Here is a 24,505-nt window from a genome sequence, read left to right on the forward strand (position 1 = left end):
TTCGCGATCTTCCGTTCGCGGGGTGTTATTGCTCAGCGTTGGGCGCGGGCGCGGGCACGTTGTTCTTTCGCCGCGAGTTCTGCGACGGCCGCTTCTTCCAGGCCCTGTGTGCCGACAGCGTCAGTCGCGGTGGACATCCCGTCGTGAGACGACCCCTCGAGCATCGACTCATCGAAGGGCCGCTCACCGCGGAGCACGCGTCGTGCCTGCTCCGGGTCGATCTCCTTGGTCCATGTACCGATGAGGAGGGTCGCCACTGCGTTTCCGGTGAAGTTCGTCAGCGCGCGACCCTCCGACATGAAGCGATCGATACCGACGATGACGCCGACGCCGTCGACGAGGTCAGGGCGATATGCCTGCAGGCCACCAGCGAGTGTGGCGAGCCCCGCGCCGGTCACCCCCGCTGCGCCCTTGCTCGCGATGATCATGAAGGCTAGTAGGCCGATCTGCTCGCTGATCGACATCGGCTGTCCCATCCCCGACGCGATGAACAGTGACGCCATCGTCAGGTAGATCGCCGTGCCATCGAGGTTGAACGAGTAGCCGGTCGGCACAGTGATCCCGACGACCGGTTTGGACACGCCGATGTGCTCCATCTTCGCGATGAGTCGGGGCAGAGCCGACTCGGAGGACGACGTGCCGACAATCAATAGATATTCACGTGCCAGGTACTTGATGAGCTGGAAGATGTTCAGCCGCGTGACGAGGTACAGCAGCGTACCGAGCACGCCGACGATGAACAGGATGCAAGTGATGTAGAAGGCGACCATCAGGAGTCCCAAGCTCCAGATCGCCGCGACACCGGTCTTTCCGACGACGGCGGCGATCGCACCGAATGCGCCGATCGGTGCCAGCCACAGGATCATGCCGAGGATGCGGAACACGAGCACCTGGAGGTGCTTCACGAAACCCATAATCGGTGCACCCTTCGTCCCCAGCCCCTGCACGGTGAACCCGACCAGCAGCGCGATGAAGAGCACCTGCAGCACGCTCTCGCCGGTGAACGCGGAGAAGAACGTGGTGGGGATGATCCCGAGAATAAACTCCTGAGTCGTCTTCGCTTCGGTGGCCGAAGCGTCATAGGATGCGCCGGCCATGTCGAGGCCGGATCCAGGATGGATGATGTTGCCGACGACAAGGCCGATCGCCAACGCGAAGGTCGACATCACCATGAAGTACGCCAGCGCGAGCCCGCCGATCTTCCCTACCGTCGCGGCCTTCGCAATGGACCCGACGCCCACCACGATCGTGCAGAAAATGATCGGGGCAATCATCATCTTGATCAGTGAGACGAATCCCTTGCCCAGTGGCTCAAGACTCTGGGCGAATTCCGGCCAGATCAGTCCGATCGCAGCGCCCAGCACGACGGCGATGAGAACCGAGACATAAAGCCAGGTGTGTTTGTCCCAGGCGCGCTTGCCCTTTCGCCAGTTGTAGCCGGGAAGTGTGAACCCCGTTGTGATAGCCATGTTGTTCCTCCGTGATCATGAACTGCGTCGTCGCATGACATCCGGCACGTCGCCGGTGAATGGGTATCACCCTCTCGGGGTTCTCAGATGCGCACCATTTGTGGTCGTATTGGTCGTGGACCGCGGAGCCGGTCAAGGATGCAGGAGGAGATCGCGATGACGCGTTCGGAGCGCAGCCGCAGTGCTGCATCGCACGTCTTCCTCGTGCTGCTCATCACTGCGGTCCTGGTAGGAGCCCTAGCCGCGATCATTCTCGCCTTCGAGAGCCAGCGCGCATCACGCGCCGAGGCTGAACAGCTCACCATCGCGCTGGCACAGTCGATCGCCGATTCTCCGAGCGTCATCGATGCTCTCGACGGAGATGACATCGACGGCGCATCCGCCGCACTTCAGCCCTATGCCATGGCCGTCGTGAAGCATTCCGCGCTGGACTTCATCACTGTGATGACTCCCACCGGAATGCGTGTGACACATCCCGACCCCACTCAGCTCGGCGCCCACTATCTGGGCACGATCCCGACCACCCCGGTCGCCCTCACCGAGGAGTTCACCGGCACCCTCGGAGCATCCATCCGAACGATCACCCCTGTTGTGAACGCAGACGATCAAAATGTCGGCTGGGTGGCGGCCGGTGTCACAGTCGAATCCATCGCAGAGTCGTTCTTTCGTCGGTTGCCGTCTGCAATCGTCATCTCAGTGCTCATCGTTGCGGCAGGCTCCCTCGGCGCCTTCCTCGCTCGCCGCTACACCCGCCGCATCGCTGGCGACCTGCCGGCAGGACGGGTACGCGACGCGGTGGCCTCCTACGAATCGGTTCGCACCCTCGGCGAGGCCCTGCGCGCGCAGACACACGAGCACGGGAACCGGATGCACACTGCCATCGCGCTGCTGGAACTCGGACGCACGAAGGAAGCCATCGACATCCTCGCCGAGACTTCACAGCAGAGCCAGTCGCTCGTGGATCAGGTTACTGCGCGACGAGACGGCGACCCAACCGTCGGGGCGCTGTTGCTGGGCAAGGCATCCCAGGCGAAGGAGCGCGGTGTCGACTGGACTGCGAGAATCGCCCCCGATGCGCCGCGCTCAGTGCTTGCTCCGGTCGACAGCGTCGCGGTGATCGGAAACCTGATCGACAATGCACTCGATGCGGCTGCCGGTGCGGACGAACGCTGGGTCCGGGTCACGGTCAGCGCCGCGCCGAACGGCTGGGTGGTGCTGGAGGTCACGGACAGCGGCCCCGGCATTCCCGATTCGCTGCGCGACCAGATCTTCCAGCACGGGTTCTCGACGAAGCCCACCAACGCCGACGGCAGGGGCGTCGGGCTCGCGCTCGTGCGCTCCATCGTCACCGGTGTCGGCGGCGCCGTGGTGATCGAAGCCAACCCGACGACATTCCGGGTGACATTGCCCGGAGCTCACAAGTCCCGTCCATTCGAGGAGATCACCCGACCATGATCCATACCCTCCTCGTCGATGACGATGCACTCACGCTCGAACTGCACCGCGACTACATCGAGCGGCTGGACGGCTATGACGTCGTCGGAGAGTGCTCCGGCGCCCGTGCCGCATTGCACGCACTTATCGAGGACCCACCTCAAGAGGGGATCGATCTGGTTCTGTTGGACATGACAATGCCTGATGGCTCAGGACTCGATGTCCTACGCCATCTGCGCGCACGCTCGGTCCCGGTCGACGTCATCGCCATCACCGGTGTCCGCGATGCCGAGACGGTGCGTCAGGTGGCCGCTCTGGGCGTCGTGCAGTACCTCGTGAAGCCGTTCACTTTCGCGACGTTCCGAGACCGCATGGACCAGCACCGCGCGTACCGTGAGCAAGCTGTCGCTGCTGCTGGACAAGCCAGCCAGGCCGAGATCGATGCACTTCTGGGCGCGTCACGCCCCACCGGAAGCATCAGAGTACCCAAGGGCCTCTCCGCGACCTCGCTCGCTCGTGTGACTTCGGCCGCGCGCACGGCGGGCGTTCTGTCGGCGAGCGAGGCCGCAGAGCAACTGGGGATGTCGCGTGTGGCGGCCCGCCGCTACCTCGAGCATCTCGCGGACGAGGGCAGGCTTGAGCGCGCCGCCCGGTACCGGGGCCGAGGTCGCCCAGAGACCGAGTACCGATGGCGCTGAGCAGCTCTACTCCCCCGCGAGCCCTCCGAGCAGGTGTCCGAATGAGCGCCCCTCACCGAGGTAGTTCGCCGGGTCGAACGGGTCGGCAGAGGTGACCGGTGCTTTGCGCGCGATGGCCTCGGCGAGTTCGCGCGTGCCCTTCTCGACGCGCTTCGCGAGCGGGGCGATCTGGTCACCGGAATCACCCCAGTCGCTCGACGCCGCAAACACGCCCGTCGATACCGGCTCGGCGTGCAGGTAGGCGAACAGCGGACGAATCGCGTAATCGATCGCCAGCGAGTGCCGCGGCGTGCCCGCGTTCGCACCGATCAATACCGGCTTGCCAGTGAGGGCATCCGGATCGAGCACGTCGATGAACGACTTGAACAGTCCGGAGTAGCTAGTCGAGAAGATCGGCGTCACCGCGATGAGCGCGTCCGCGGAGTACACCGAGTTGATGGCAGACTCCAGCGCGGCCGGCGCGAATCCGGTGAGCAGGTTATTGGTGATGTCGTGCGCAAAATCGCGAAGCTCGATGAAATCGACGGTGGCCTCGATGTCACGCTCTGCAAGCTGCTTCACTGACTCCGCGGCCAGACGATCTGCCAGCATCCGGGTGGATGAGGGATTGGAAAGTCCCGCCGAAATGACGGCGATACGACGTGCGCTCATGCTCATGCTTCCTTCCTGCCGAGACCGAATGCGGCACCAGCGGGGGCTGGGGTGTCCTGATAGGGAGAACCAGCGGTGAGGTTGTCGCCGCGGTTGGCGCCTGGGACCGCCTGCCGGGCGGGACCATCCCCGTAGACCGCCTTCACGCGGGCGGCGTGGGTCGGAGCATCCGGCACGCTCGCCGGACGGTTCTTCGCCAGTTCCTTGCGGAGAGCCGGCACCACTTCCCCACCGAGGATGTCGAGCTGCTCGAGCACGACCTTCAGCGGGAGCCCGGCGTGATCGATGAGGAACAGCTGACGCTGATAGTCGCCGAACGTGTCGCGCATCGCCGCGTAGCGATCGATGACCTGCTGCGGTGAGCCCACAGTGAGCGGCGTCATCTCGGTGAAGTCCTCCATGCTCGGGCCGTGACCGTAGACTGGTGCATTGTCGAAGTACGGACGGAACTCGTTCACGGCATCCTGCGACTTGGCGCGCATGAAGACCTGACCACCGATTCCGACGATCGCCTGCTCAGGCGTGCCGTGGCCGTAATGCGCGAAGCGCTGACGGTAGAGCTCGATGAGGCGCTGGTAGTGCTCCTTCGGCCAGAAGATATTGTTCGCGAAGAAGCCGTCGCCGTAATACGCGGCCTGCTCTGCGATCTCCGGGGTGCGGATGGAACCGTGCCAGACAAACGGGGCGACGCCGTCCAACGGACGAGGCGTAGAAGTGAAGCCCTGCAGCGGCGTGCGGAACTTGCCCTCCCAGTCGACGACGTCTTCGTCCCAGAGCTTGCGCAACAGAGCGTAGTTCTCGATTGCGAGGGGCAGGCCCTGGCGGATGTCCTTGCCGAACCACGGGTAGACCGGGCCGGTGTTGCCGCGGCCCAGCATGAGGTCAGTGCGACCGTCGGAGATGTGCTGCAGCATCGCGAAGTCCTCGGCGATTTTCACCGGGTCGTTCGTCGTGATCAACGTCGTCGACGTCGAGAGGATGATGCGCTCGGTCTGGGCAGCGATGGCAGCCAGCGTCGTCGTGGGCGATGAGGACCAGAACGGCGGGTTGTGGTGCTCACCGACGGCAAACACGTCGAGACCGACCTCTTCGGCGTGCTTCGCGATGGTGATCGCGTCCTTGATCTTCTGACCTTCGCTGGGAGTCTCGCCCGTCACGGGGTTCTGCGTGATGTCGCTGACAGTGAAGAGTCCGAACTGGATGCCTGAGGTGTCGGCTGGTTCGCTCATTATGTTCTCCATGATTCGAGGGGTGCTGATGGCATCCACTTCCATGCAAATGAATGTATATGAGATAACACCATCCACGCAACTTTATTCCCGACCGGTAGCCTCATTGAATGAGCAGTACCGCACAAACGCCGACCGGACCGATCACCGGGAGCGTTGCAAGGCCCCGGAGACGTGTGCCGTTCTGGGACAACGCTCGTTACGCCTGCATCGTGTTGGTTGTGCTAGGTCACGCAATCCAGCGCCTCACTTACGACTCCGACATCGCAATGGCGATGTATCTCGCGTTCTACGCCTTCCATATGCCGGCGTTCGCAATCATCGCCGGCTACTTCTCCAAGTCTGCGCCCCCGACGAGGAAACAGATGGCTCGCGTCATCACCGACATCCTGGTGCCGTATGTGATCTTCGAGCTGCTGTGGACGCTGACAAAATGGCTCGTCGAGGGGCAAGCGAATCCGAACCTCACAGAACCGTCCTGGACACTGTGGTTCCTGCTCGCCCTCGGAATCTTCCGGTTGGTGCTGCCATACCTTGCCCTGTTGCGCTGGCCGCTCCTGTGGAGCCTGTTGATCTCGATCGGCGCGGGCTACCTCACCAACGTCGACAGCACATTCTCTCTCTCGCGCACGCTCGGGTTCCTGCCGTTCTTCGTGCTCGGATGGTGGATGCGAGAGCACGATGTTGTGGACCGATTCCGCTTGATCGATTTCCGGCCATGGTGGCTGCGTTTGGTCGCCGTGCTGATCTTCGCAGTGGATGCCTTCGTGGCGTGGAACTGGGTTGAACTCTGGGCCAGCATCGACCTGGACAAGTGGTTCTTCTACGACGACACCTACGCAGACCTCGGCGGAGATGAGTGGTGGTCAGGCGGAATCCGTCTGCTTCTGATCGCCATCGGACTGCTGCTCAGCGCTGCCTTCTTCGTGCTGATTCCCCGTCGAACCACCTGGTGGACCAGGTTCGGGCAGTACACGATGTATGTGTATCTGCTGCATTCGTTCGTGCTCTACCCGTTCCGCGAGTCCGGCATCCTTCGCGACGCAGAGCCGACCTGGATCTGGCTGCCCACCGTGATCGTGCTCTCCATCGTGATCGCGCTGGTGCTGGCAACCAAGCCGGTCAGGTGGCTGTTCCGTCCGCTCGTCGAGCCGCGGGCCCGCTGGCTGTTCTCTGATGAACGACTCGGCATCGACACCTCACGACGCGAAGATCCGACGGGCTCGCGCCGCTCTCGCGACAGCTGATCAGGCTATTTTGATGCGACGCGCGCCGAGCACGATGTACCAGACGAGCGCTGCGAGCAGCAGTAGCTCGGCAGCAATGTAGCCGTAGTGCAGCCAGGACTCGCCCGGATCACCACCGGCGATGATGACGTCGCTGCGCGCGGCAAGTGTCGGCCTGATGACGAATGACTCGACCGCCATGATCACCCACATGGCAGCGATCAGCATCCAACCACTTCTTGTCTCGCGAGGTCGGGCCTGAGCGACCAATGTGAGTACAACGAGAATTATCCAACCGGCGACCGAGAGGGCGATGAATACGAGGCGACCTATGCCAAGGCCGAGGGCCGTAGTGATTCCCGGTGCATGGAACTTCAAGGGCGTCTCCATGAAGCTCAAGCCGATGATCAGACCGATCCAGACGGCAGGCAACACGAGACGTAGTGAGATCCATAGACGAGCCATGCATCCAGGCTATCGGCCGACGTTATCCGTAACACTCGCCCGTCGCAGCGCAGTGTCGGTTTAGCCTCAGGGTCATGGCTGATCTGAATCTCCCCGTCCTCGACCTGTCCGAACTCGACAGGGGCCCGGAGGCGGCCGCGCGTTTCCGGGACGAACTCGCCACGGCCGCACACGACGTCGGCTTCTTCTATCTCACCGGCACGGGAATCGCCCCCGAGCTGTTCCGCCGGCTGCACCGAACTGCCGTCGACTTCTTCAATCTCCCGGAGGACGAGAAGCTCGCGATCGAGAATGTGACGAGCCCGCACTTCCGCGGCTACACACGCGTCGGCGGAGAGCGCACGCAGGGCGAAGTCGACTGGCGTGAGCAGATCGACATCGGCCCGGAGCGAGAGCCGATCGAGGACGGCCCGGCGTTCAACCGACTCATCGGCCCGAACCTGTGGCCGGCCAATCAGCCGGAGTTGCGCGAGGTCGCCGAGGAATGGCGTGAGCACCTCACCGGGATCTCCCGCAAGCTGCTGCGCAGCTGGGCTCAGGCGCTCGGTGCAGAGCCAACCCACTTCGACGCCGATTTTGGCGACCCGGCCAGTCTGTTGAAGATCGTCCGCTACCCAGGAACCCACGAGCCCGAGCCCCAACAGGGTGTTGGAGCGCACAAGGACTCCGGCGTGCTGACGCTGCTCTGGGTGGAGCCGGGCAAGGGCGGCCTCCAGGTCGAGCGCGACGGCGACTGGGTCGACGCCCCTCCCGTCGATGATGCCTTCATCGTCAACATCGGTGAGATGCTCGAGTACGCCACCGGTGGTTATCTGAAAGCCACGAACCATCGTGTGATCTCATTGAAGGCTCCGGAGGACCGCATCTCAGCGCCGTTCTTCTTCAGCCCGGCGCTGGATGCGAAGCTGCCGCTGATCGAGCTGCCGGACGAGCTTAAATCCGAAGCGACCGGGGTGTCCGAAGACCCGAGCAACCCGATCCACAGCTTGTACGGGGAGAACGCTCTGAAGTCGCGTCTGCGCGCGCACCCCGATGTCGCCGCGATCCACCATGCGGATCTGGTGGGAACGGCTCAACCGCGCTGACCACCGAACTCGACGATCTCCTGAAGCGCCTGGAGGTGTGCGGCGAAGGCGCGCTCGCCTTTCGCCGTCGAGCGCACCCATGTCCGAGGGCGACTTCCGACATCGCCCCTCCGCGTCGCGACGTAGCCAGCGACATTCAGATGCGAGATCGACTTGCTGAGCGCCGAGTCCCCCACCTGAAGGATGTCGGAAACGGTACCGAAATCGAGTTCGTTCCCGTCGAGAAGTGCAGCCATCAGCGAGAAGCGGATAGGGCTGGCGAAGTTGTCGTCCAACCGCAGACGCGGGTGCTTCTCAGCCATCTCGACCGTCCAAGAATGCGCTGCCCACGAAAAGCAGCAGGATGGTCACGGCGCCGAAAGGTGCCAGTGCTGCGATGGATGCTGCAAGGCCAAGAAGTTGCGTGGCGATGAACGCGGCCACGGCCGCGCCGGCGAGAGCGAACACCAGCCATTGCGGCCACGCCCACACAGCGCCAAGGGCCGGGAGCCGTTCGCTGATCCGTCCGGCGACCCACCAGCCGAGATAGTAAATCATCACGGACATTGCGAAGAAGGGGGTCAGCACCGGACCACCGGCACCAAGAACCCAGATGCTCGCAGCCATGATCACACCTGCGACGATGGTCGCCCACCGCTCAGAAAGCGTCAGTCGCCTGCGTTTCACGCTGGTGTCGATAGGTGCAGACCGGCGGATGTCACGGAGAGCGGGGATCCCCATGATGAGGAGCGTGACGACTCCGGGGATGAGGCGCACGATCACGGGAACCTCCACGCCGATGGCGGAGACTACGAACCCACCGACCACAACGACGAGCAGCACCGCGACGAATCCGAGGTTCACCGACCTAGACTGCGCCAGCGGCGAGCCCAGCATTCCATGACTTTCGCGGTACTCGGTGCTGAACTGGATCCAGAGCATGAAGAGCGCCACAAGTACGATGAACGACAAGTTCACCTGCGTCACGCCGATCGCGAAGGCAGCGATCGTCACGTAGATCGACAGAACGATCGCGTTCACCAGCGACATCAGAGCGAGTGCCCGGCGATCGATGCGCTCTTCACGCCGTGAGCGCACCGGAAAGTCCGCGTTCGGTCAACGAGCGACCCGCCATACAACGACGAAGGCCGCCCCACACCTGGGACGGCCTTCGGAAGAAGTGCGATATTACGCTGGTGCGCTGCCTTAGCGGCGAAGTCCAAGCTTCTCGATCAGCGTGCGGTAACGCGCGATGTCGATGTCCTGGAGGTAGCCGAGCAGACGACGGCGCTGACCCACCATAAGGAACAGGCCACGACGCGAGTGGTGGTCGTGCTTGTGCTCCTTGAGGTGTTCGGTGAGGTCCTTGATGCGCTGCGTCAGCATCGCGACCTGCACCTCGGGGGATCCGGTGTCACCGGGGTGCGTCGCGTACTCTTCCATGATCGCCTTCTTGGCGTCAGACTCGAGTGGCATAGATGGGATCCCCTTTCAGTTCGTTGCGCGGCGCCCAACACCTGATGCGTGGGCTCTCTTTATCCGCGGCCGATCAAACGGCAACCTGTACAGCTTACCAGCCCGCAGCACGCTCACGGACCGGCATCGACAGCCGAACAGATAGCCTCGTGACGTGCACAACGCCCTCATCGACCTGCGACCGTTTCGCGCGAGCAAGGCGTTCACGAGAATGTGGATCGGGTCGACCCTCTCCGGACTCGGAGGCCAGCTCACCCTCGTCACCGTCATGCTGCACGTATACGAGCTCACTGCCAGTACGTTCGCAGTCTCGATGGTCGCAGTGTCAGGACTCATCCCGATGATCCTGGCCGGGCTATACGGCGGGATGCTGGCCGACGCGTTCGATCGTCGCACAGTGGCACTTGTCGCCGCGGTCATCACATTCGCCTCCACTGTCGTGCTCGCCGCTCTCACCTGGGGCGAACTCGAGACCATCTGGTGGCTGTATGCGCTCAGCGCAGTCAACGCCGCGGGGAACTCCGTCGGGATGGCAACTCGCAGCGCGATCATCCCACGCCTGATTCCGCGCGAACTGCTGGCCGCAGCATCGGCTCTGAACGGCATCACGATCGGCGTGATGGTCATGGTCGGTCCCGCTCTGGCAGGAGTTCTCGTCGCAGCGACGGGCTATGGCTGGACCTATTCGATCGACGTCGTATTGATGCTGGCGATGTTCATGGGGCTCTGGACCCTGCCGCCGTTGCGCCCAGAAGGCACGATCGTGCGCCCTGGGCTGGAATCACTCGTCGATGGCTGGCGATTCCTCAAGCGCGCCCACAACATTCGGATGCAGTACATCCTCGACATCATCGCGATGACGTTCGGCAACCCGCTTGCGCTGTACCCCGCACTCGGCACGCTGTTACTGGGTGGCGGCGCCGTGACGACGGGAGCGCTGACGGCAGCGGTAGCGGCCGGAACATTCCTGTCGAGCCTGTTCTCCGGCCGAATCGTGCGCTATCGCTGGCACGGTCGAGGCATCCAGCGTGCTATACAGGCCTACGGGGCATCCATTCTTGTATTCGGCGCGGTCCTGTTGACCGGTGTGTGGATGCCGCCGGTCAGTGAAACTACGGCGAATCTCGGCCTCATCATCGCCGCGTGCATCGCACTCGCGGCATCCGGAGCATCTGACAACATCAGCTCGATCTATCGCAACACGATGATGCAGTCGTCTGTGCCCGACAGCATCCGCGGCAGGCTCCAAGGAATCTTCATCATCGTGGTCGCCGGCGGTCCGCGCATCGGCGCGCTCTACGCCGGAACACTCGCAACTCTCACCTCACTCTGGTTCCCGCCCCTCCTCGGCGGCTTCGTCGTGATCGTGATGGTGGCGATGCTCGTCCGGCTCACGCCTCGATTCCGCGACTACGACGCAGAGAACCCCGAGCCCTGACGGACCCGGGGTTCTCTGAGGAGTGTGATCAATCCTGCTGCAGAGCGCCCTGCAGGTCGAGGTTGATCGTGATGTCCTTGCCGACGAGCACGCCGCCGGTCTCGAGCGCAGCGTTCCAGGTGAGCCCGAACTCCTCACGGTTGATAGTGGTCGTCGCGGATGCACCGGCCTTGTAGTTGCCGTACGGGTCGGTGCCGAAGCCACCGAAGTCGAACTCGAAGCTGACCGGCTTGGTCGTGCCACGGATCGTGAGGTTGCCATCGATGAAGAAGTCGCCGTTGTCGACGCGCGCACCGGTGGAGACGAACTCCATGGTCGGGTAGGTCTCGACGTCGAAGAAGTCCGCTGAACGCAGGTGGCCGTCGCGACCCTCATCATTGGTGTCGATCGAGGTGACATCGACCAACGCATCAACCCGTGCGTCGAGTGGGTTCTCGGGAGCGACCAGCGTCGCGCTCTTCATACCAAAGGTGCCGCGCACCTTCGAGATCATCATGTGGCGGACACTGAAGGTGACCTCGCTGTGTGCGGGGTCAAGGATCCAGGTGCCTGCACGGTAGCCGGGGACGTCAATTGCAGTCATGGAGTTTCTCCTCAAAGATTGGGGCCGCTTGGCGGCGTTCACATAGACACAACTTACATGCGGCTGCATCTATTCCACGGAATGGCGAAAAAAGTGAAGGCCCCTGTCCCAGAGGGGACAGAGGCCTTCACTCAATGCGATCAGATCAGCCGACGGCGACCAGGTCGATGATGAAGATGAGGCTCTTCCCGGACAGGAAGTGGCCTGAACCGGCAGGACCGTATGCGAGGTGCGGCGGGATGACCAGTTCGCGACGACCACCGGTCTTCATGCCGGGGATGCCGTCCTGCCAGCCCTGGATCAGGCCGCGCAGCGGGAACTGGATCGTCTCGCCACGACCCCAGGAGGAGTCGAACTCTTCGCCAGAGTCGAACTCGACTCCGGCGTAGTGCACGGTCACGGTGTCGCCGGGCTTGGCTTCAGCACCGTCACCTTCGATGAGGTCTCGGATGACGAGCTCTGCGGGCGCGGGGCCGGTGGGGGCGTCGAACTCGGGCTTTGTGCGATCAGTCATGACTCCATCCAACCGGAGCGACGAGGCGCGGTCAATGCGAGGACACCAGCCCAGAGCGAACACTTCGGCGGGCATAGTGACGAGGCTATTGACATCATCCGCGGTCGGGTGCACCCTAGTGTCAGATCAACTCAGCGCCCGGGAGTCTCGCAGGCATCGCCGCAGCACCGGGCGCTGAGTCTTGCCATGGGCGTCGCGCTCAGTACGCCAGCAATGCCGCGCGCGTCGCGCGTGTGCGCGTCAACAGCGCGCGCTCATCCTCTGTCGCGAGAGGATCACGACCGGTGAGCGCGCGCTGGCGGACGGCAGCGAGAGCAGTCGCATCCTTGATGAACTGCTTCATCAGCGGGCGACGGTCACCACGCAGCGAAGCGGCCCAGTTGAGTCCGACCTTGCGTCCGGCTGGAGTCGCCAGCATCGTCACCTCCTCCGGAGTGAACCAGCCCGCCCCGGCATACTCACCGAGCCGCTCTCTGGTGACGCGCGCCTCCTCCTTGCGTAGCGCGACGATCACAAGGATGAAGCCGATGAACAGCGGCACCTGAAGGGTGACGTACAGCGCGAAGAAGTCGGCGAACATCGCCGAGGCGTTCCAGAGACCGTGCAGCAGCATGGCCCCGAGCAGTCCGAGTGCACCCGCGCCGAGCACTGCACCGGCAGAAGCGTGGCGGCGCACCGCGAGCCCCATCGCGAACCCGGTCAGGGCAGTGAACATGGCATGAGCGAAAGGTGAGAGCAATCCGCGCATCACGAACGTCGCAGTCAAGTTCACTCCACCTCCTTCGATCAGACTGATCGCGAAGTACTGGATGTTCTCAGTGAATGCGAAGCCACCACCGATCAATGCGCCGTAGACAATGCCGTCGACCGGCCCATCGAATGCCCGCTTGCCGATCACGAAAATGAGGAAGATCCCTAAGCCTTTGGCAAGCTCTTCCACGATCGGCGCTTGGATGACGGCGGCGAGCGACTCTGCTCGGAGGCCGATGAGCAAAGTGATTGCGAGGTCGACGAGCAGCGTGATGCCAACTGCGGCGATAGCTCCCCAGGCGATGGCGAACGCGATGAACAGCTTCGGTTCGGGCTCCCATCGATCGATGATGTACACACCGAGGAACACGATGGTCAACGGAATCAGCGCGAGGACGAGGCCGACTCCGGATGCGACGAACCCGAGAGCCCAGACGAAATAGCCGATCAGGATGACGAGCGCGAAGCCCAACACACCGAAAAGCCACACGGACACCGTGCGTCCCTGTTTCACGGGAACCGGCAGTGACGGCAGTGCAGGGCCCGATGCTGGCGCGACCGGAGCCGGCGGCGAGTAGCTCACGGGCTGCGCGAGTGCTGAAGCATATGTGTGTTGCTGAGCCGGCGGCGTGTACTGCGGCTGTGCCGGTCCTCCGAATGTCATAGCCAAAGCCTAGGGGTACTGTCCACACCAGTGGCAACGCGCGGCAGGTAGCGTAGACATCATGCGTTTCGCCCACCTGCGCCGGCCAGATAGCTCCGACGCCCAGCTCGCGGTCATCGAGGACTCCGAGGCCATCATGGTCGCTGATCTCCTCTCCCCCGCTCCCGCCACACTGCAAGAGCTCATCGAGGGCGGTGATGAGACACTCACTGCGCTACGGACAGCACTCGCCGACAGCACCGCAGCGCGGCATCCGCTCTCCGGTTTCGGCTTCGCCTCTGCCGTGTTGAACCCGCCGGTGATCCTTGCTGTCGGGTTGAACTATGCCGCCCATTCCAGTGAGCTCGGCCTGAAGACAGACACCGCCCCAACCGTGTTCACGCTCTGGCCGAACTCGCTCACGGGCCACGAGGCCACGACTGAGTGGCCCCGCAGCCTGAGCGAGTCCATCGACTACGAGGCCGAGCTCGGCGTGCTGATCGGGCAGCCGACGAAGAATGTTTCCACAGAGGAAGCCCTCGACCACGTCTGGGGCTACACGGTCGTCAACGACATCACCGCCCGCGACATCCAGTTCGCCGAGGCGCAGTGGTCGCGCTGCAAGTCCTTCGACGGCTTCACACCGACTGGACCGTTCGTAGTGACCGCAGACGAGATTCCGGACCCGCAGGACCTGCATATCTGGACCATCGTGGATGGCCACACCGTGCAGGATGCCTCGACCGAGCAGATGGTCAGGTCTGTTGCCAAGCTCATCGCCCATCTGTCGCAGTCGATCACGCTGCAGCCGGGAACACTGATCTCCACGGGGAGTCCAGGCGGCGCCGGTTACTCACGCAACCCACAGATCTTCCTGCGTGACCGTTCCACCGTCACAGTCGGTATCGACGGCATCGGGGAACTGACCACGCACTGTCGCATCCTCGACTGAAGCCAGCCGGCCCCGAGTGGAGTCAGCCGGGGCCGACCGAAGACAGGCAGCAGCCCCGGCTGAAAGCAGCCAGCGTCAGATCTGAATCAGATCGTCCGGCAAGATGATGGGGATGGCCGAGGTGACGGCCTCCAGCCCCGAAAGCCGTGCCGGCGACAGCTGCTTCGTGACTTCTTCACGAGACATCAGTTCGGCCTCCACGACGAGATCTGCGACGTTGCGGTTCGTCAGCAGCGCAGCCTTCGCGAGAGCCGCGGCCGCCGCATAGCCGATGAACGGCGTCAGCGCGGTGATGACGCCCACCGACGCGCCAACCATGGCACCGAGACGGTCTTCGTTTGCGGTAATGCCATCCACGCAATTGACGCGGAGGGTCCACATTGCCTGGCGCATCCACGTGATCGACTGGAAGATCGAGTGCGCGATCACCGGCTCGAAGGCGTTGAGCTGCAGCTGACCGGCCTCGACCGCCATGGTGACGGTCATATCTGCACCGACCACTGCAAAAGCCACCTGGTTCACTGCCTCGGGGATCACGGGGTTGACCTTGCCCGGCATGATGCTTGACCCAGCCTGCTTCGCCGGCAGATTGATCTCGCCGAGGCCCGCCTGCGGGCCGGACGACAACAGACGCAGGTCATTGCAGATCTTCGAAAGCTTGATGGCATTGCGCTTGAGCGTTGACGAGAACGACATGAAGGCACCGGTGTCGCTCGTCGATTCGACGAGATCTGTCGCAGTCTCCAGATCGAGCCCGGATATCTCGCGCAGGTGCTTCAACACGTATGGTGCATAACCTGCGTGGGTCGTGATCCCCGTGCCGATCGCGGTTGCGCCCATGTTTATCTCGAACATGAGTTTGGCATTCTCAGTAAGACGACTGTGATCCTCCCCCAGCGTCGTCGCGAAGCCGTGGAACTCCTGCCCGAGCGTCATCGGCACGGCATCCTGCAGCTGGGTGCGCCCCACCTTCAGGACATTGTGGAATTCACCTGCTTTACCGAGGAACGAGCGACGCAAGAGGTCGAGTTCATCCAGCAGCGAGCGCAGGTTCAGCGAGAGCCCGATCTTGATCGCTGTCGGGTAGACATCGTTCGTGGACTGGCTGCGATTGGTGTGGTCGATGGGGCTGAGAAACGCGTAATCGCCTTTCTCGCGACCAGCCATCTCGAGGGCAACATTGGTGATGACCTCGTTGGCATTCATGTTCGTCGAGGTTCCGGCACCACCCTGGATGACACCTACAGTGAACTGCTCGTGGAACTCGCCGTCGATGACGCGCTGCGCGGCGGCGTCGATGAGGTTCGCCCGCTCGGCATCCAGAACGCCGATCTCCTTGTTGGCCCTGGCGCTTGCCTGCTTGACCATTGCCAAGCCCCGGATCAGATCCGGATAGACCGAGATCGGTCGTTTCGCGATCGGGAAGTTCGCGACAGCGCGGGCGGTGTGGATGCCCCAATACGCCTCGGCGGGAATTTCCATGCTCCCGAGGGAATCGGTCTCGGTGCGAGTGGTGGTGGGCGCGGCAGAAGCCATGTCACATCCTTGTGGGTCGTGGCGGGTTTCGGGTGATAGTCCCAGTCTAGGCCTCGCGCACCCGCATACGGATTGTCGCCTCAGTGACCCACCACGATGAGGACGATACCGGCGACCACAGCCGCGGCACACACCGCGAAACACGCATAGGCACCGACAAGCGCGACGCGCTTCTGCCCGTCCGTCAGCGGATTCTTCCGCGCAGCCTTTGCCGCCTGCTTGGCGGCGCGATTGGCTTCTTTCTCGGAAATCACGGTGATCGCATCAGTGAACTCCGCAGGAGTCACGACCGGCGCATGGCCGGCGCGCACGAGGAGTCGCAGCCCGAGCGCGTAGAACGTGACGATGACAGTCGCGCCGATAAGCGCAGCGCCGAACACCTGCAGGAATGCGGCCCAGTCAATGACGACGCTCATTGTGCGCTCTCCTGCGTCTTGGAATCGGACTTGGCCTTCGCTTTCGCTGCGGCCTTAGCGTCTGCTTTGGATTTAACCTTCGCGTCTGTTTTCGCTTTGGCCTTTGCATCAGCCTTTGCCTTGGCGCGGACCCTGGCCTCAGTTTTGGCCTGCTCAATACGCTGCCGGCGACGCGTGGGAGGTGGTGTGTCCGGCAGCTCGATCGCGTGGCCGGACTCTGCGACATCGCTCATCGCATTCTCTGAAGTCACCGCGTCACGGCGGGAACGCAGGAAGACCCAGATGATCACAGCGACGGCGAGAACCGCGTCGATCGCGATGCCCCACCCGCCCAGCCATATCACCATCAGCGCTGCGAGTGCGCCGACGCCGCCCGCGGCCGGAAGGGTCAGAACCCAGCCGATTGCGATGCGGCCCGCAGTACCCCAGCGCACCGTTGCACCGCGACGTCCCAGACCGGAACCGATGACAGATCCGGAGGCGACCTGTGTCGTCGAGAGCGCGAAGCCCAGAGCACTGGATGCGAGGATCGTCGCCGCAGTAGAGCTCTCGGCCGCGAAGCCCTGCGCCGGCTTGACGTCGGTGAGTCCTTTGCCGAGCGTGCGGATGATCCGCCAGCCGCCGAGGTAGGTACCCAGAGCGATCGTGCAGGCACAGGCCACGATCACCCAGAACTCTGGTTCGTGGTGCTCACTCGACTGCCACCCAACGGTGATGAGCGCGAGCGTGATCACACCCATCGTCTTCTGAGCATCGTTGGTTCCGTGCGCGAGGGCGACGAGCGACGAAGTGAAGATTTGACCCCAGCGGAACCCGTCACGGCCGTCCGGCTTGTTGTCATACCGCCGGGTGATCGAGTAAGCGAGCTTCGTCACGGTCAGCGCGATGATTCCGGCAGTGAGCGGCGCGATGAGTGCAGGAAGAATGATCTTGGACAGGACCATACCGAAGTCGATGCCGCTGGCGCCGACGCCGATGAGTGTCGCTCCGATGAGACCGCCGAAGAGCGCGTGCGACGAACTCGACGGCAGGCCGAGAAGCCAGGTGAGCATGTTCCACGTGATCGCTCCGATGAGTCCCGCGAAGATCAGCGGCAGGAAGACATCAGCACCCATCTCGATGATGGCGTCTTCGCGGACGATGCCGCCGGAGACCGTCTTGGCAACCTCTGTCGACAGGAAGGCGCCGACAAGATTCAGCACGGCGGCGAGAAGGACTGCGGTCTTGGGCTTCAGAGCGCCGGTTGCAATGGGCGTCGCCATCGCATTCGCGGTGTCGTGAAACCCGTTGGTGAAGTCGAAGAACAGCGCCAGCACGATGACCAGCACGACAATGAGGGCTGCGGTTTCCACCATTCGCTTTCGGGTTGGTGTGAAGGAAGACAGATGCCGACGAAATCGGCGTGTTGAACGAAAAGTTCACCGTGGGTTTTACTTCCGTTAACCGGGCCCGATAAATCCTCGCACCCTCCTCGGCATCGGTCAACTTGACAGGGACTACCGTTGAACGGTGACCAATGCTCCCATCGCCGCTCGCCGCACCCACATCCGCACACATCACGCCGACACCTTCAACGATCCGTATGAATGGTTGCGCGATAAGGACTCAACCGAGGTCATCGCGCATCTCGAAGCGGAGAACGCGTACACCGAGGCTCAGACTGCGCATCTCGAGCAGCTCCGCGAGACGCTGTTCCAAGAGATCAAGGGCCGCGTACAGGAGACAGATCTGTCTGTGCCGACTCGCAAGGGTGACTGGTGGTATTACGGACGTACTGAGGAAGGTTCGCAGTACGGCATCCAGTGCCGCGCCGCCGCGGTCGCAGGCGACTGGACTCCCCCGGTACTCGCGCCAGGTGTGCCAGTGGCAGGCGAGGAGATCTTGCTGGACAGCAATGTCGAAGCAGAAGGTCACGAATTCTTCTCGCTCGGATCATTCAGCGTCTCAGATGATGCGACAAAGCTGCTCTGGTCGACCGATTTCGATGGCGATGAGCGGTATACGGTCCACGTGCGTGATCTCACCGAGGGCAGTCTGCTCGCCGACGAGATTCCCAACACCGGTGGTGCCTTCTTCACCCCGGATGGCTCCGGCATCGTCTACACCACGTTGGATGACTCCTGGCGCCCCGATACGCTGTGGCTCCACCGGCTGGGCGCACCGGTCGAGGAAGACGTGAAGCTGTTCCACGAGCCGGATGAGCGTTTCTGGCTCGGCGCTGGCATCAGCCACAGTCGGCGGTATCTGGTGATCGGCGTCGGATCGAGCATCACCAGCGAGGAGTATCTGGTCGATCTGCAAGGCGAGATCACCGCTGAGCCGCAGTTGCTATGGCCGCGCACCGAGGGTGTCGAGTACTCGATCGAGCATGCGATCGTTGATGGCGAAGACCGTATCTACATCCTGCACAATCAGGATGCCTTGGACTTCGAGCTCGTCTCCGTGGCGGCATCCGATCCGCGGGGCGCGCGCCACATCGTGGTCGCACATGAGCCAGGACGACGCCTGCTCGGAATGGAGGCATTCCGCGATTTCGCGACAGTGGAATATCGCCGCGACGGCCTGGAGCAGGTCGGCCTGCTCGACTACGCGACGGATGCCGTCGAGGAGCTGTCTTTCGACGAGCCGCTGTACTCGGCAGGAGTGGGCGGAAATCCCGAGTGGCACTCACCGTTCCTGCGCCTCGGTTACACCTCGTTCGTGACGCCGGGCACCGTGTATGACCTGGATCTCGCAACGCGCGAACTGGTGCTGCGCAAGCAGCAGCCGGTCCTCGGCGGTTATGACCCGGCCGATTACGACCAGGCCCGCGCCTGGGCGACCGCCCCAGATGGCACTCAGGTGCCGATCTCGATGGTCTGGAAGCGCTCGTTCGGTGAGCCAGGCTCAGAGCCGCGCCCCGTGCACCTGTACGGCTACGGATCGTACGAGCACTCCATCGACCCTGGTTTCTCGGTAGCGCGACTTTCGGAGCTCGACCGCGGCGTCATCTTCGCTGTCGCACACGTGCGCGGCGGCGGGGAGATGGGCCGCAAGTGGTACGAAGACGGGAAGATGCTGAACAAGCGCAATACGTTCACCGACTTCGTCGCATGCGCGGAGCACCTCATCAGTACCGGAGTGACAAGTCCTGAGCAGATGGTCGCCGAGGGCGGCAGCGCAGGCGGCCTGCTGATGGGCGCGGTCGCGAACCTCGCGCCTACCCGCTTCGCCGGCATCCTGGCATCCGTCCCCTTCGTTGACCCGCTGACTTCGATTCTCGATCCGTCGCTGCCACTCACGGTGATCGAGTGGGACGAGTGGGGCGACCCGCTGCACAACGCCGATGTGTACGAGTACATGAAGTCGTATACGCCGTACGAGAACGTCCAGGACGGCGCCGCCTACCCGCGCATCCTCGCCGTGACATCGCTGAATGACACCCGCGTGTTGTACGTCGAACCGGCGAAGTGGGTCGCGCGACTGCGCGAGGCCGGTGCATCCGACGTGCTTTTGAAGTGCGAGATGGTTGCGGGCCACGGCGGCGTCAGCGGCCGATACAACTCCTGGAAGGAGCGGGCGTTCGAGCTCGCGTGGATGCTCGACACCCTGGGGCTCGCCTGAGGCGCGCTTCGCCGTCCGAAATCAGGACGAAGTCCCCAGGTCAGGAGGATTCTGCAGCTCCCTCCTGATCTGAGGCAGATGTCCTGATCTGGGCCGCGGCATCCTATTCTGCACAATCACCGCAGGGCGGTACTTATCCCCGGTTCGTGGGTTCAGCCCTCCGCACCGCATGGCTGACGCTGCAGTGTGGACGCATGTTCCTCGAAGAATGGATGCGATCGCATGACGGCGTCGCGCACAGTTCCCAGATCTACGCCGCCGGGTTCAGCAAGCACGCGGTCGCCGCTTTAGTGAGAAGCGGGCGGATGCTGCGCGTACGACGATCGTGGCTGGTTCTTCGTGAATGCGATCCAGCGCGCCTCGCCGCGGCTCGCGTCGGAGGTCGTCTGACCTGCATCAGCGCTGCCCAGGCACTCGAACTTTGGGTCCCAGCCCATGTTGAAGCCACCCGGTCGACGCGTTGATAGGCGACCGTTTGATCGTCCAACTTGATGGGTTCGCTTTCCACAGAGATGCGGCCGACCGCCGCCGCGATATCGCCGCGGACGTCAGGCTCCGACTGCTCGGCTTCACTGTGCTTCGCTTCGACTACCAGCAGGTGCTGTTCCAGCCAGAGTTTGTACTGGAATCCGTCCGCACTGCGATGGCTCAGGGACTGCACCTGGCTGCCTAACGGCATCCGAAATCAGGATAAAGTCCCCGGATCAGGAGGGATCTGCCATTTTCTCCTGATCTGGGGCGGATGTCCTGATTTCGGCGCTACGGGCGCGCGATGCAACCCACGCAAGGGCAATCACCCAAACAGCGCGGCAGCCTCGTCATAGCGGTAGCGCGGCACCGTGTTGAGCTCGCCCAGCGCCTCTTCGAACGGCACCCGCACGATGTCGGTGCCCTTCAACGCAACCATCTGGCCCCACGCGCCTTCGACGATGGCGTCAGCCGCATGCAGTCCGAGTCGTGTCGCAAGAACGCGGTCGAAGCCCGACGGCGAGCCACCACGCTGGATGTGGCCAAGAATTGTCGCACGTGTCTCGATGCCAGTGATGCGCTCGATCTCGGGTGCGAGCAGATCGCCGATGCCACCGAGACGCGGACGGTTGAAGGCGTCCAGGCCCTTGTCGCTGAAGGCCTCGTCCATGCCCTTGATCTTGAAGCCCTCAGAGACCACGACGAGAGGCGCACGACCACGGTCATGAGCGCTGGCAACGAGCTCGGTGATCTCCTCGATCGACATCGGAACCTCAGGGATGCAGATGACGTGCGCGCCGGCAGCCATTCCCGCATGCAGAGCGATCCAGCCCACGTGGCGGCCCATGACCTCGGCGACCATGCAGCGCTGGTGCGAGTCACCGGTGGTGCGCAGTCGATCCATTGCATCCGTGGCAATGTTCACCGCGGTGTCGAACCCAAAGGAGTAGTCAGTCGCGCGCAGGTCGTTGTCGATCGTCTTCGGCACGCCGAGTACGTTCAGGCCGTCTTTAGCGAGCCGGTCGGCCGCGGCCAACGTTCCTTCGCCGCCGATCGCGACGATACCGTCGATCTTGTGGCCGAAGAGCGTCTTGGCGATGTTCTCGGCGCCGCCGCGATCGCCCTCATACGGGTTGGTGCGGCTGGTTCCAAGGATCGTGCCGCCGACCTTAGAGAGGCCCTTCACTTCGTGGCGGGTGAGGGGCATAAAGTCGCCCTCGACGATGCCGCGCCACCCGTCGCGGATGCCGACGAATTCGAGGTCGTACGCGGTGGTGCCCTTCAGCACGATGCCGCGGATGACCGCATTGAGCCCGGGGCAGTCGCCGCCGCTGGTGAGAATACCGATCTTCATGCTGATGCCTTCAGAGGTTTCGGGAGTGGGACGGGCGACGTTGCCTGCTCTCGACACTAGTGGGCATCAGCGCACCGCGCCATTCGGCAAGCGATGAGAACCGTCGATCTTGCGCAACGATTCGGCTCCGATTGCAGATCTTCTAGAAAACATGCAAAAAATCTCAAATCATTGCGCAAGAAGTGCGGTTTTTACGCCACTCAGCGTCCCTGTGTCACGCGCCGAGGGCTTGACGCAGCAGATGCATGAGCGCTGCCACCTGTACAGATTCACTCGGGGTTTCATCGAATGCCTCGCCATCCAGAGCACGAGCGGCAAGCCCCTGCTTCTGGTCGATGAGCTCAGCGATCTTCGTATCGATCGTGTGCGCAGCGATGATGCGCCAGGCAGTGACCGGCTCATCCTGGCCGATGCGGTGCACGCGGTCGATCGCCTGAGTCTGCTCGGCTGCAGTCCAGCTCAACTCTGCGAGTACGACGTTTGACGCCGCCTGCAGGTTGAGGCCGACGCCGGCAGCAGTGAGCGAACACACCGCGATGCCGACACTTTCATCGTCGTTGAAGTCGTCGATCGCCTGCTGTCGAGCGGGTGTCGTCTGGTCACCGCGGATCGAAACGTACCGGATGCCGGATGCCGCGAAGTGGGCCTCCGCCTGATCCATGACATCGATGTGTTTGGCGAAGAAGACGACCTTGCCCACCGACCGCTGCAGCTGCGCGGCGTAGTCCGCGGCGAGCTGAGCTTTGGCCTGGCCGATCTTGCGCACCATCGTGAAGACATTGTCTCCACCGGTGCCTGCTGCCTTCGACTCTTCCAGTTCGTTGTGCGCCACGAGACGGACGATATCTTCGTCGATCTCACCTGGCGCAAGACCGCGGTCGCCGCGGGCCTCGATGATGCGGCGATACTTGGCGGCCAGCCGCTCCCCCAACTCGCGTTCGGCCTGGCGGATGCCCCGACCGAATTCGTCATCTAGCTGCACAGGCAGATCGGCGATGAGCTTGTCTGGCAGGTCGGCGGCGACGTCCTTCTTCTTGCGCCGGACGATTCCCATAGAGATCACAGCATCGCGGGCCTCGGGATAGAACGCCTTGTCTGCGGGCGTGTGCCCGGTCGCATCCAGCTTCTCCATCAGCTCGGGCCCCGGTTTGTCACCAGTGGTCCAGCCCAGGAAGCGCCAGATCGCATCGAAGTCTTCGACATCGTTGATCAGCGGCGTGCCGGTGAGTGCCAACATCAGCGGATCACGCGTGTGTTCCCGCACGCGGGATGCCAGCGCCAGCACATTCTGCGAACGCTGCGAAGAGAGATTCTTGATGAAGTGCGCCTCATCGACAACCATGCCCTTCAGCCCGATCGAGCTGAGCCATGACAGGTGGCGGTCGAGAATCTCATAGTTCACGATGAACACGTCGGCGAACGCGTCGATGTCCGTTCCATCACCCTGGATAACTGTGGCGCGCCGCTGCGGCGTCCAGCGCTCGACTTCGCGCGCCCAGTTCATCTTGACGACGTTCGGAACTACGACGAGCAACGGGTACGCGTCCACGATGGATGCGGCGAGCACGGACTGAGCTGTCTTGCCAAGGCCTGGCTCATCTGCGAGCAGGAAGCTGCGGTGTCCGCCGCGCACAGCTTCAAGGAAGCGCGACTGATGCACCATAACCTCGAGGCCCTTGGGCGAGATGTGGTCATACTCCGGTACCGGGGGGAGATCCATGGATGCCGCTGATCCACCGGCTCCGGTCTCGAACGCCTTGTACAGCGGACCCATGAGTTCCCAGCCATCCAAACGGCGACGAGGTGTCGTCGTCGTTCGCGGCGTGAGGTCTGGAGCGAGGAACGGGTTGGCGAGCTGTCGCGATTCGACAGCAGCCGGAGTCACCTGTCGCTCTGCGAGTGCGGCGGGCACCACTGGTGCCTGCACCGGGGCCACATCGGTGATGATGAGCTCTTCCGGGGCGAGTTCAGCGCCGGATTCCAGCAGCCAATCACGGCGCATCCGCTTGGCGACGGGGCTGGTGGCCTGGTCTGCCTCGAGCAGCTGAATGAGCGAGGTATCGCGCGCGGCGGTCTTCGCGAGAATCGTCGCAACTCCGTCAAGCCGCTTGAGCAACTCGGCACGTGCGGCCGCGGTGAACGTGGCATCCGCCTTCACCCTGGCACGCTCTTCGCGCACCAGGAACGCGATCACCTGGAACTTGACGCGATTGGTGGGACCGAGCTTGCCACGCTGGGCCTTCGCCTCGATCTCGCGCACCTTGCGTGCGAGGATCGGGATCAGCGGGGCCTCGTCGTCGCGACGGGATGTCTTCTTGCGCCGTGTTGCGGCGGTTGCCGTAGTCGGCATGCTCCTCCTGAGCGTGAAATCGAATCACCATGAGAGGCGGTTCGTGCCGTACGAATAGTCCGCGTGTGGCGTGAGCCAGGACCGTGCGAACGCTGTCTGGTCTTCATCGGGGCACCGTTGAGGCGCGCACCAGAAGAAGATCTGATACTAGTTTAGGTCATACCCGCGAGAAAACGCCGAATCGCG

23 protein-coding genes are annotated in these 24,505 nt (G+C 63.1%); 8 read left to right on the forward strand and 15 right to left on the reverse strand.

Annotated features, from left to right (window positions below):
* Positions 1-32: 32 nt before the first annotated feature.
* Positions 33-1,469 (reverse strand): cation:dicarboxylate symporter family transporter, encoded by a 1,437-nt coding sequence (locus tag AC1C2O_RS04485; protein ID WP_495429245.1) that lies wholly within the window; start codon positions 1,467-1,469, stop codon positions 33-35.
* Between the two features lie 156 nt (positions 1,470-1,625).
* On the opposite strand from AC1C2O_RS04485, the gene AC1C2O_RS04490 reads away from it, so the two are divergent.
* Entirely contained in the window at positions 1,626-2,924 is a 1,299-nt protein-coding gene (locus AC1C2O_RS04490) for a sensor histidine kinase (protein ID WP_495429246.1), read from the forward strand.
* Positions 2,921-3,601: a response regulator gene (locus AC1C2O_RS04495; protein WP_495429247.1), complete on the forward strand. Its 681-nt coding sequence runs from the start codon at positions 2,921-2,923 to the stop codon at positions 3,599-3,601. The genes AC1C2O_RS04490 and AC1C2O_RS04495 overlap by 4 nt, the downstream gene beginning before the upstream one ends.
* A gap of 6 nt (positions 3,602-3,607) precedes the next feature.
* Here AC1C2O_RS04495 and AC1C2O_RS04500 read toward each other — a convergent pair whose 3' ends face one another.
* Both AC1C2O_RS04500 and AC1C2O_RS04505 read right to left on the reverse strand, forming a co-directional pair.
* The gene (locus AC1C2O_RS04500) at positions 3,608-4,252 is read right to left on the reverse strand and encodes an FMN reductase (RefSeq protein ID WP_495429248.1); all 645 of its coding nucleotides are present in this window, start codon (positions 4,250-4,252) and stop codon (positions 3,608-3,610) included.
* A gap of 2 nt (positions 4,253-4,254) precedes the next feature.
* Positions 4,255-5,481: an LLM class flavin-dependent oxidoreductase gene (locus AC1C2O_RS04505; RefSeq protein WP_495429249.1), complete on the reverse strand. Its 1,227-nt coding sequence runs from the start codon at positions 5,479-5,481 to the stop codon at positions 4,255-4,257.
* A 110-nt stretch (positions 5,482-5,591) separates the two neighbouring features.
* Here AC1C2O_RS04505 and AC1C2O_RS04510 point away from each other — a divergent pair, with 110 nt between their 5' ends.
* The gene (locus AC1C2O_RS04510; protein ID WP_495429250.1) at positions 5,592-6,728 is read left to right on the forward strand and encodes an acyltransferase family protein; all 1,137 of its coding nucleotides are present in this window, start codon (positions 5,592-5,594) and stop codon (positions 6,726-6,728) included.
* Here AC1C2O_RS04510 and AC1C2O_RS04515 read toward each other — a convergent pair whose 3' ends face one another.
* Positions 6,729-7,172, reverse strand: coding sequence for a hypothetical protein (locus AC1C2O_RS04515; RefSeq protein WP_495429251.1), 444 nt, complete (start codon positions 7,170-7,172; stop codon positions 6,729-6,731). It lies immediately after the preceding gene.
* A 74-nt stretch (positions 7,173-7,246) separates the two neighbouring features.
* Here AC1C2O_RS04515 and AC1C2O_RS04520 point away from each other — a divergent pair, with 74 nt between their 5' ends.
* On the forward strand, positions 7,247-8,257 hold the full coding sequence (locus AC1C2O_RS04520) for an isopenicillin N synthase family dioxygenase (RefSeq protein WP_495429252.1): 1,011 nt from the start codon (positions 7,247-7,249) through the stop codon (positions 8,255-8,257).
* On the opposite strand, the gene AC1C2O_RS04525 is transcribed toward AC1C2O_RS04520, so the two are convergent.
* The 3 genes from AC1C2O_RS04525 to rpsO all read right to left on the reverse strand — a co-directional run bounded on the left by AC1C2O_RS04525 (position 8,245) and on the right by rpsO (position 9,712).
* Complete coding sequence (locus AC1C2O_RS04525) at positions 8,245-8,559, reverse strand: transcriptional regulator (protein ID WP_495429253.1); 315 nt, start codon at positions 8,557-8,559, stop codon at positions 8,245-8,247. The genes AC1C2O_RS04520 and AC1C2O_RS04525 overlap by 13 nt on opposite strands.
* A complete protein-coding gene (locus tag AC1C2O_RS04530) occupies positions 8,552-9,334 on the reverse strand; it encodes a hypothetical protein (protein ID WP_495429254.1) in 783 nt (260 codons plus the stop codon). Before AC1C2O_RS04530 ends, AC1C2O_RS04525 begins: the two co-directional genes overlap by 8 nt.
* Positions 9,335-9,442: 108 nt before the next feature.
* A complete protein-coding gene (gene rpsO, locus AC1C2O_RS04535) occupies positions 9,443-9,712 on the reverse strand; it encodes a 30S ribosomal protein S15 (protein WP_495429255.1) in 270 nt (89 codons plus the stop codon).
* Positions 9,713-9,866: 154 nt separating this feature from the next.
* On the opposite strand from rpsO, the gene AC1C2O_RS04540 reads away from it, so the two are divergent.
* Positions 9,867-11,150: an MFS transporter gene (locus tag AC1C2O_RS04540; protein ID WP_495429256.1), complete on the forward strand. Its 1,284-nt coding sequence runs from the start codon at positions 9,867-9,869 to the stop codon at positions 11,148-11,150.
* 28 nt (positions 11,151-11,178) lie between these two features.
* On the opposite strand, the gene AC1C2O_RS04545 is transcribed toward AC1C2O_RS04540, so the two are convergent.
* The 3 genes from AC1C2O_RS04545 to AC1C2O_RS04555 form a co-directional block, all read right to left on the reverse strand.
* A complete protein-coding gene (locus tag AC1C2O_RS04545; protein ID WP_495429257.1) occupies positions 11,179-11,733 on the reverse strand; it encodes a YceI family protein in 555 nt (184 codons plus the stop codon).
* Between the two features lie 145 nt (positions 11,734-11,878).
* Entirely contained in the window at positions 11,879-12,247 is a 369-nt protein-coding gene (locus tag AC1C2O_RS04550) for an FKBP-type peptidyl-prolyl cis-trans isomerase (protein ID WP_495429258.1), read from the reverse strand.
* A 199-nt stretch (positions 12,248-12,446) separates the two neighbouring features.
* Positions 12,447-13,661 carry a PrsW family glutamic-type intramembrane protease gene (locus AC1C2O_RS04555; protein ID WP_495429259.1) on the reverse strand — a complete coding sequence of 405 codons (1,215 nt, stop codon included), beginning with the start codon at positions 13,659-13,661 and terminating at the stop codon, positions 12,447-12,449.
* A gap of 61 nt (positions 13,662-13,722) precedes the next feature.
* Between AC1C2O_RS04555 and AC1C2O_RS04560 the strand changes: the two genes are divergently transcribed.
* The gene (locus AC1C2O_RS04560) at positions 13,723-14,592 is read left to right on the forward strand and encodes a fumarylacetoacetate hydrolase family protein (protein WP_495429260.1); all 870 of its coding nucleotides are present in this window, start codon (positions 13,723-13,725) and stop codon (positions 14,590-14,592) included.
* 75 nt (positions 14,593-14,667) lie between these two features.
* Here AC1C2O_RS04560 and AC1C2O_RS04565 read toward each other — a convergent pair whose 3' ends face one another.
* The 3 genes from AC1C2O_RS04565 to AC1C2O_RS04575 form a co-directional block, all read right to left on the reverse strand.
* A complete protein-coding gene (locus AC1C2O_RS04565) occupies positions 14,668-16,128 on the reverse strand; it encodes an aspartate ammonia-lyase (protein WP_495429261.1) in 1,461 nt (486 codons plus the stop codon).
* Between the two features lie 80 nt (positions 16,129-16,208).
* Positions 16,209-16,544, reverse strand: coding sequence for a peptidase (locus AC1C2O_RS04570; RefSeq protein ID WP_495429262.1), 336 nt, complete (start codon positions 16,542-16,544; stop codon positions 16,209-16,211).
* Complete coding sequence (locus tag AC1C2O_RS04575; RefSeq protein ID WP_495431670.1) at positions 16,541-17,896, reverse strand: inorganic phosphate transporter; 1,356 nt, start codon at positions 17,894-17,896, stop codon at positions 16,541-16,543. The genes AC1C2O_RS04570 and AC1C2O_RS04575 overlap by 4 nt, the downstream gene beginning before the upstream one ends.
* A gap of 157 nt (positions 17,897-18,053) precedes the next feature.
* Between AC1C2O_RS04575 and AC1C2O_RS04580 the strand changes: the two genes are divergently transcribed.
* Together AC1C2O_RS04580 and AC1C2O_RS04585 are read left to right on the forward strand one after the other, a co-directional pair.
* Positions 18,054-20,147, forward strand: coding sequence for a S9 family peptidase (locus AC1C2O_RS04580; RefSeq protein ID WP_495429263.1), 2,094 nt, complete (start codon positions 18,054-18,056; stop codon positions 20,145-20,147).
* A 475-nt stretch (positions 20,148-20,622) separates the two neighbouring features.
* Positions 20,623-20,820: a DUF559 domain-containing protein gene (locus tag AC1C2O_RS04585; RefSeq protein WP_495429264.1), complete on the forward strand. Its 198-nt coding sequence runs from the start codon at positions 20,623-20,625 to the stop codon at positions 20,818-20,820.
* 120 nt (positions 20,821-20,940) lie between these two features.
* Here the strand turns inward: AC1C2O_RS04585 and AC1C2O_RS04590 are convergent, their stop codons facing one another.
* Both AC1C2O_RS04590 and AC1C2O_RS04595 read right to left on the reverse strand, forming a co-directional pair.
* Complete coding sequence (locus AC1C2O_RS04590) at positions 20,941-21,969, reverse strand: 6-phosphofructokinase (protein WP_495429265.1); 1,029 nt, start codon at positions 21,967-21,969, stop codon at positions 20,941-20,943.
* A gap of 214 nt (positions 21,970-22,183) precedes the next feature.
* Positions 22,184-24,319 carry a DEAD/DEAH box helicase gene (locus AC1C2O_RS04595; RefSeq protein ID WP_495429266.1) on the reverse strand — a complete coding sequence of 712 codons (2,136 nt, stop codon included), beginning with the start codon at positions 24,317-24,319 and terminating at the stop codon, positions 22,184-22,186.
* Positions 24,320-24,505 lie beyond the last annotated feature (186 nt).

This window comes from Microbacterium sp. Y355, assembly GCF_059445345.1.

Coding starts and splice junctions, on each gene's coding strand:
- AC1C2O_RS04525 (WP_495429253.1), bottom strand. CDS start 8,559: ATGGCTGAGAAGCACCCGCGTCTGCGGTTGGACGACAACTTCGCCAGC.
- AC1C2O_RS04490 (WP_495429246.1), top strand. CDS start 1,626: ATGACGCGTTCGGAGCGCAGCCGCAGTGCTGCATCGCACGTCTTCCTC.
- AC1C2O_RS04485 (WP_495429245.1), bottom strand. CDS start 1,469: ATGGCTATCACAACGGGGTTCACACTTCCCGGCTACAACTGGCGAAAG.
- AC1C2O_RS04565 (WP_495429261.1), bottom strand. CDS start 16,128: ATGGCTTCTGCCGCGCCCACCACCACTCGCACCGAGACCGATTCCCTC.
- AC1C2O_RS04545 (WP_495429257.1), bottom strand. CDS start 11,733: ATGACTGCAATTGACGTCCCCGGCTACCGTGCAGGCACCTGGATCCTT.
- AC1C2O_RS04515 (WP_495429251.1), bottom strand. CDS start 7,172: ATGGCTCGTCTATGGATCTCACTACGTCTCGTGTTGCCTGCCGTCTGG.
- AC1C2O_RS04570 (WP_495429262.1), bottom strand. CDS start 16,544: ATGAGCGTCGTCATTGACTGGGCCGCATTCCTGCAGGTGTTCGGCGCT.
- AC1C2O_RS04495 (WP_495429247.1), top strand. CDS start 2,921: ATGATCCATACCCTCCTCGTCGATGACGATGCACTCACGCTCGAACTG.
- AC1C2O_RS04500 (WP_495429248.1), bottom strand. CDS start 4,252: ATGAGCGCACGTCGTATCGCCGTCATTTCGGCGGGACTTTCCAATCCC.
- AC1C2O_RS04505 (WP_495429249.1), bottom strand. CDS start 5,481: ATGAGCGAACCAGCCGACACCTCAGGCATCCAGTTCGGACTCTTCACT.
- AC1C2O_RS04520 (WP_495429252.1), top strand. CDS start 7,247: ATGGCTGATCTGAATCTCCCCGTCCTCGACCTGTCCGAACTCGACAGG.
- AC1C2O_RS04595 (WP_495429266.1), bottom strand. CDS start 24,319: ATGCCGACTACGGCAACCGCCGCAACACGGCGCAAGAAGACATCCCGT.
- AC1C2O_RS04550 (WP_495429258.1), bottom strand. CDS start 12,247: ATGACTGATCGCACAAAGCCCGAGTTCGACGCCCCCACCGGCCCCGCG.
- AC1C2O_RS04510 (WP_495429250.1), top strand. CDS start 5,592: ATGAGCAGTACCGCACAAACGCCGACCGGACCGATCACCGGGAGCGTT.
- AC1C2O_RS04555 (WP_495429259.1), bottom strand. CDS start 13,661: ATGACATTCGGAGGACCGGCACAGCCGCAGTACACGCCGCCGGCTCAG.
- AC1C2O_RS04560 (WP_495429260.1), top strand. CDS start 13,723: ATGCGTTTCGCCCACCTGCGCCGGCCAGATAGCTCCGACGCCCAGCTC.
- AC1C2O_RS04590 (WP_495429265.1), bottom strand. CDS start 21,969: ATGAAGATCGGTATTCTCACCAGCGGCGGCGACTGCCCCGGGCTCAAT.
- rpsO (WP_495429255.1), bottom strand. CDS start 9,712: ATGCCACTCGAGTCTGACGCCAAGAAGGCGATCATGGAAGAGTACGCG.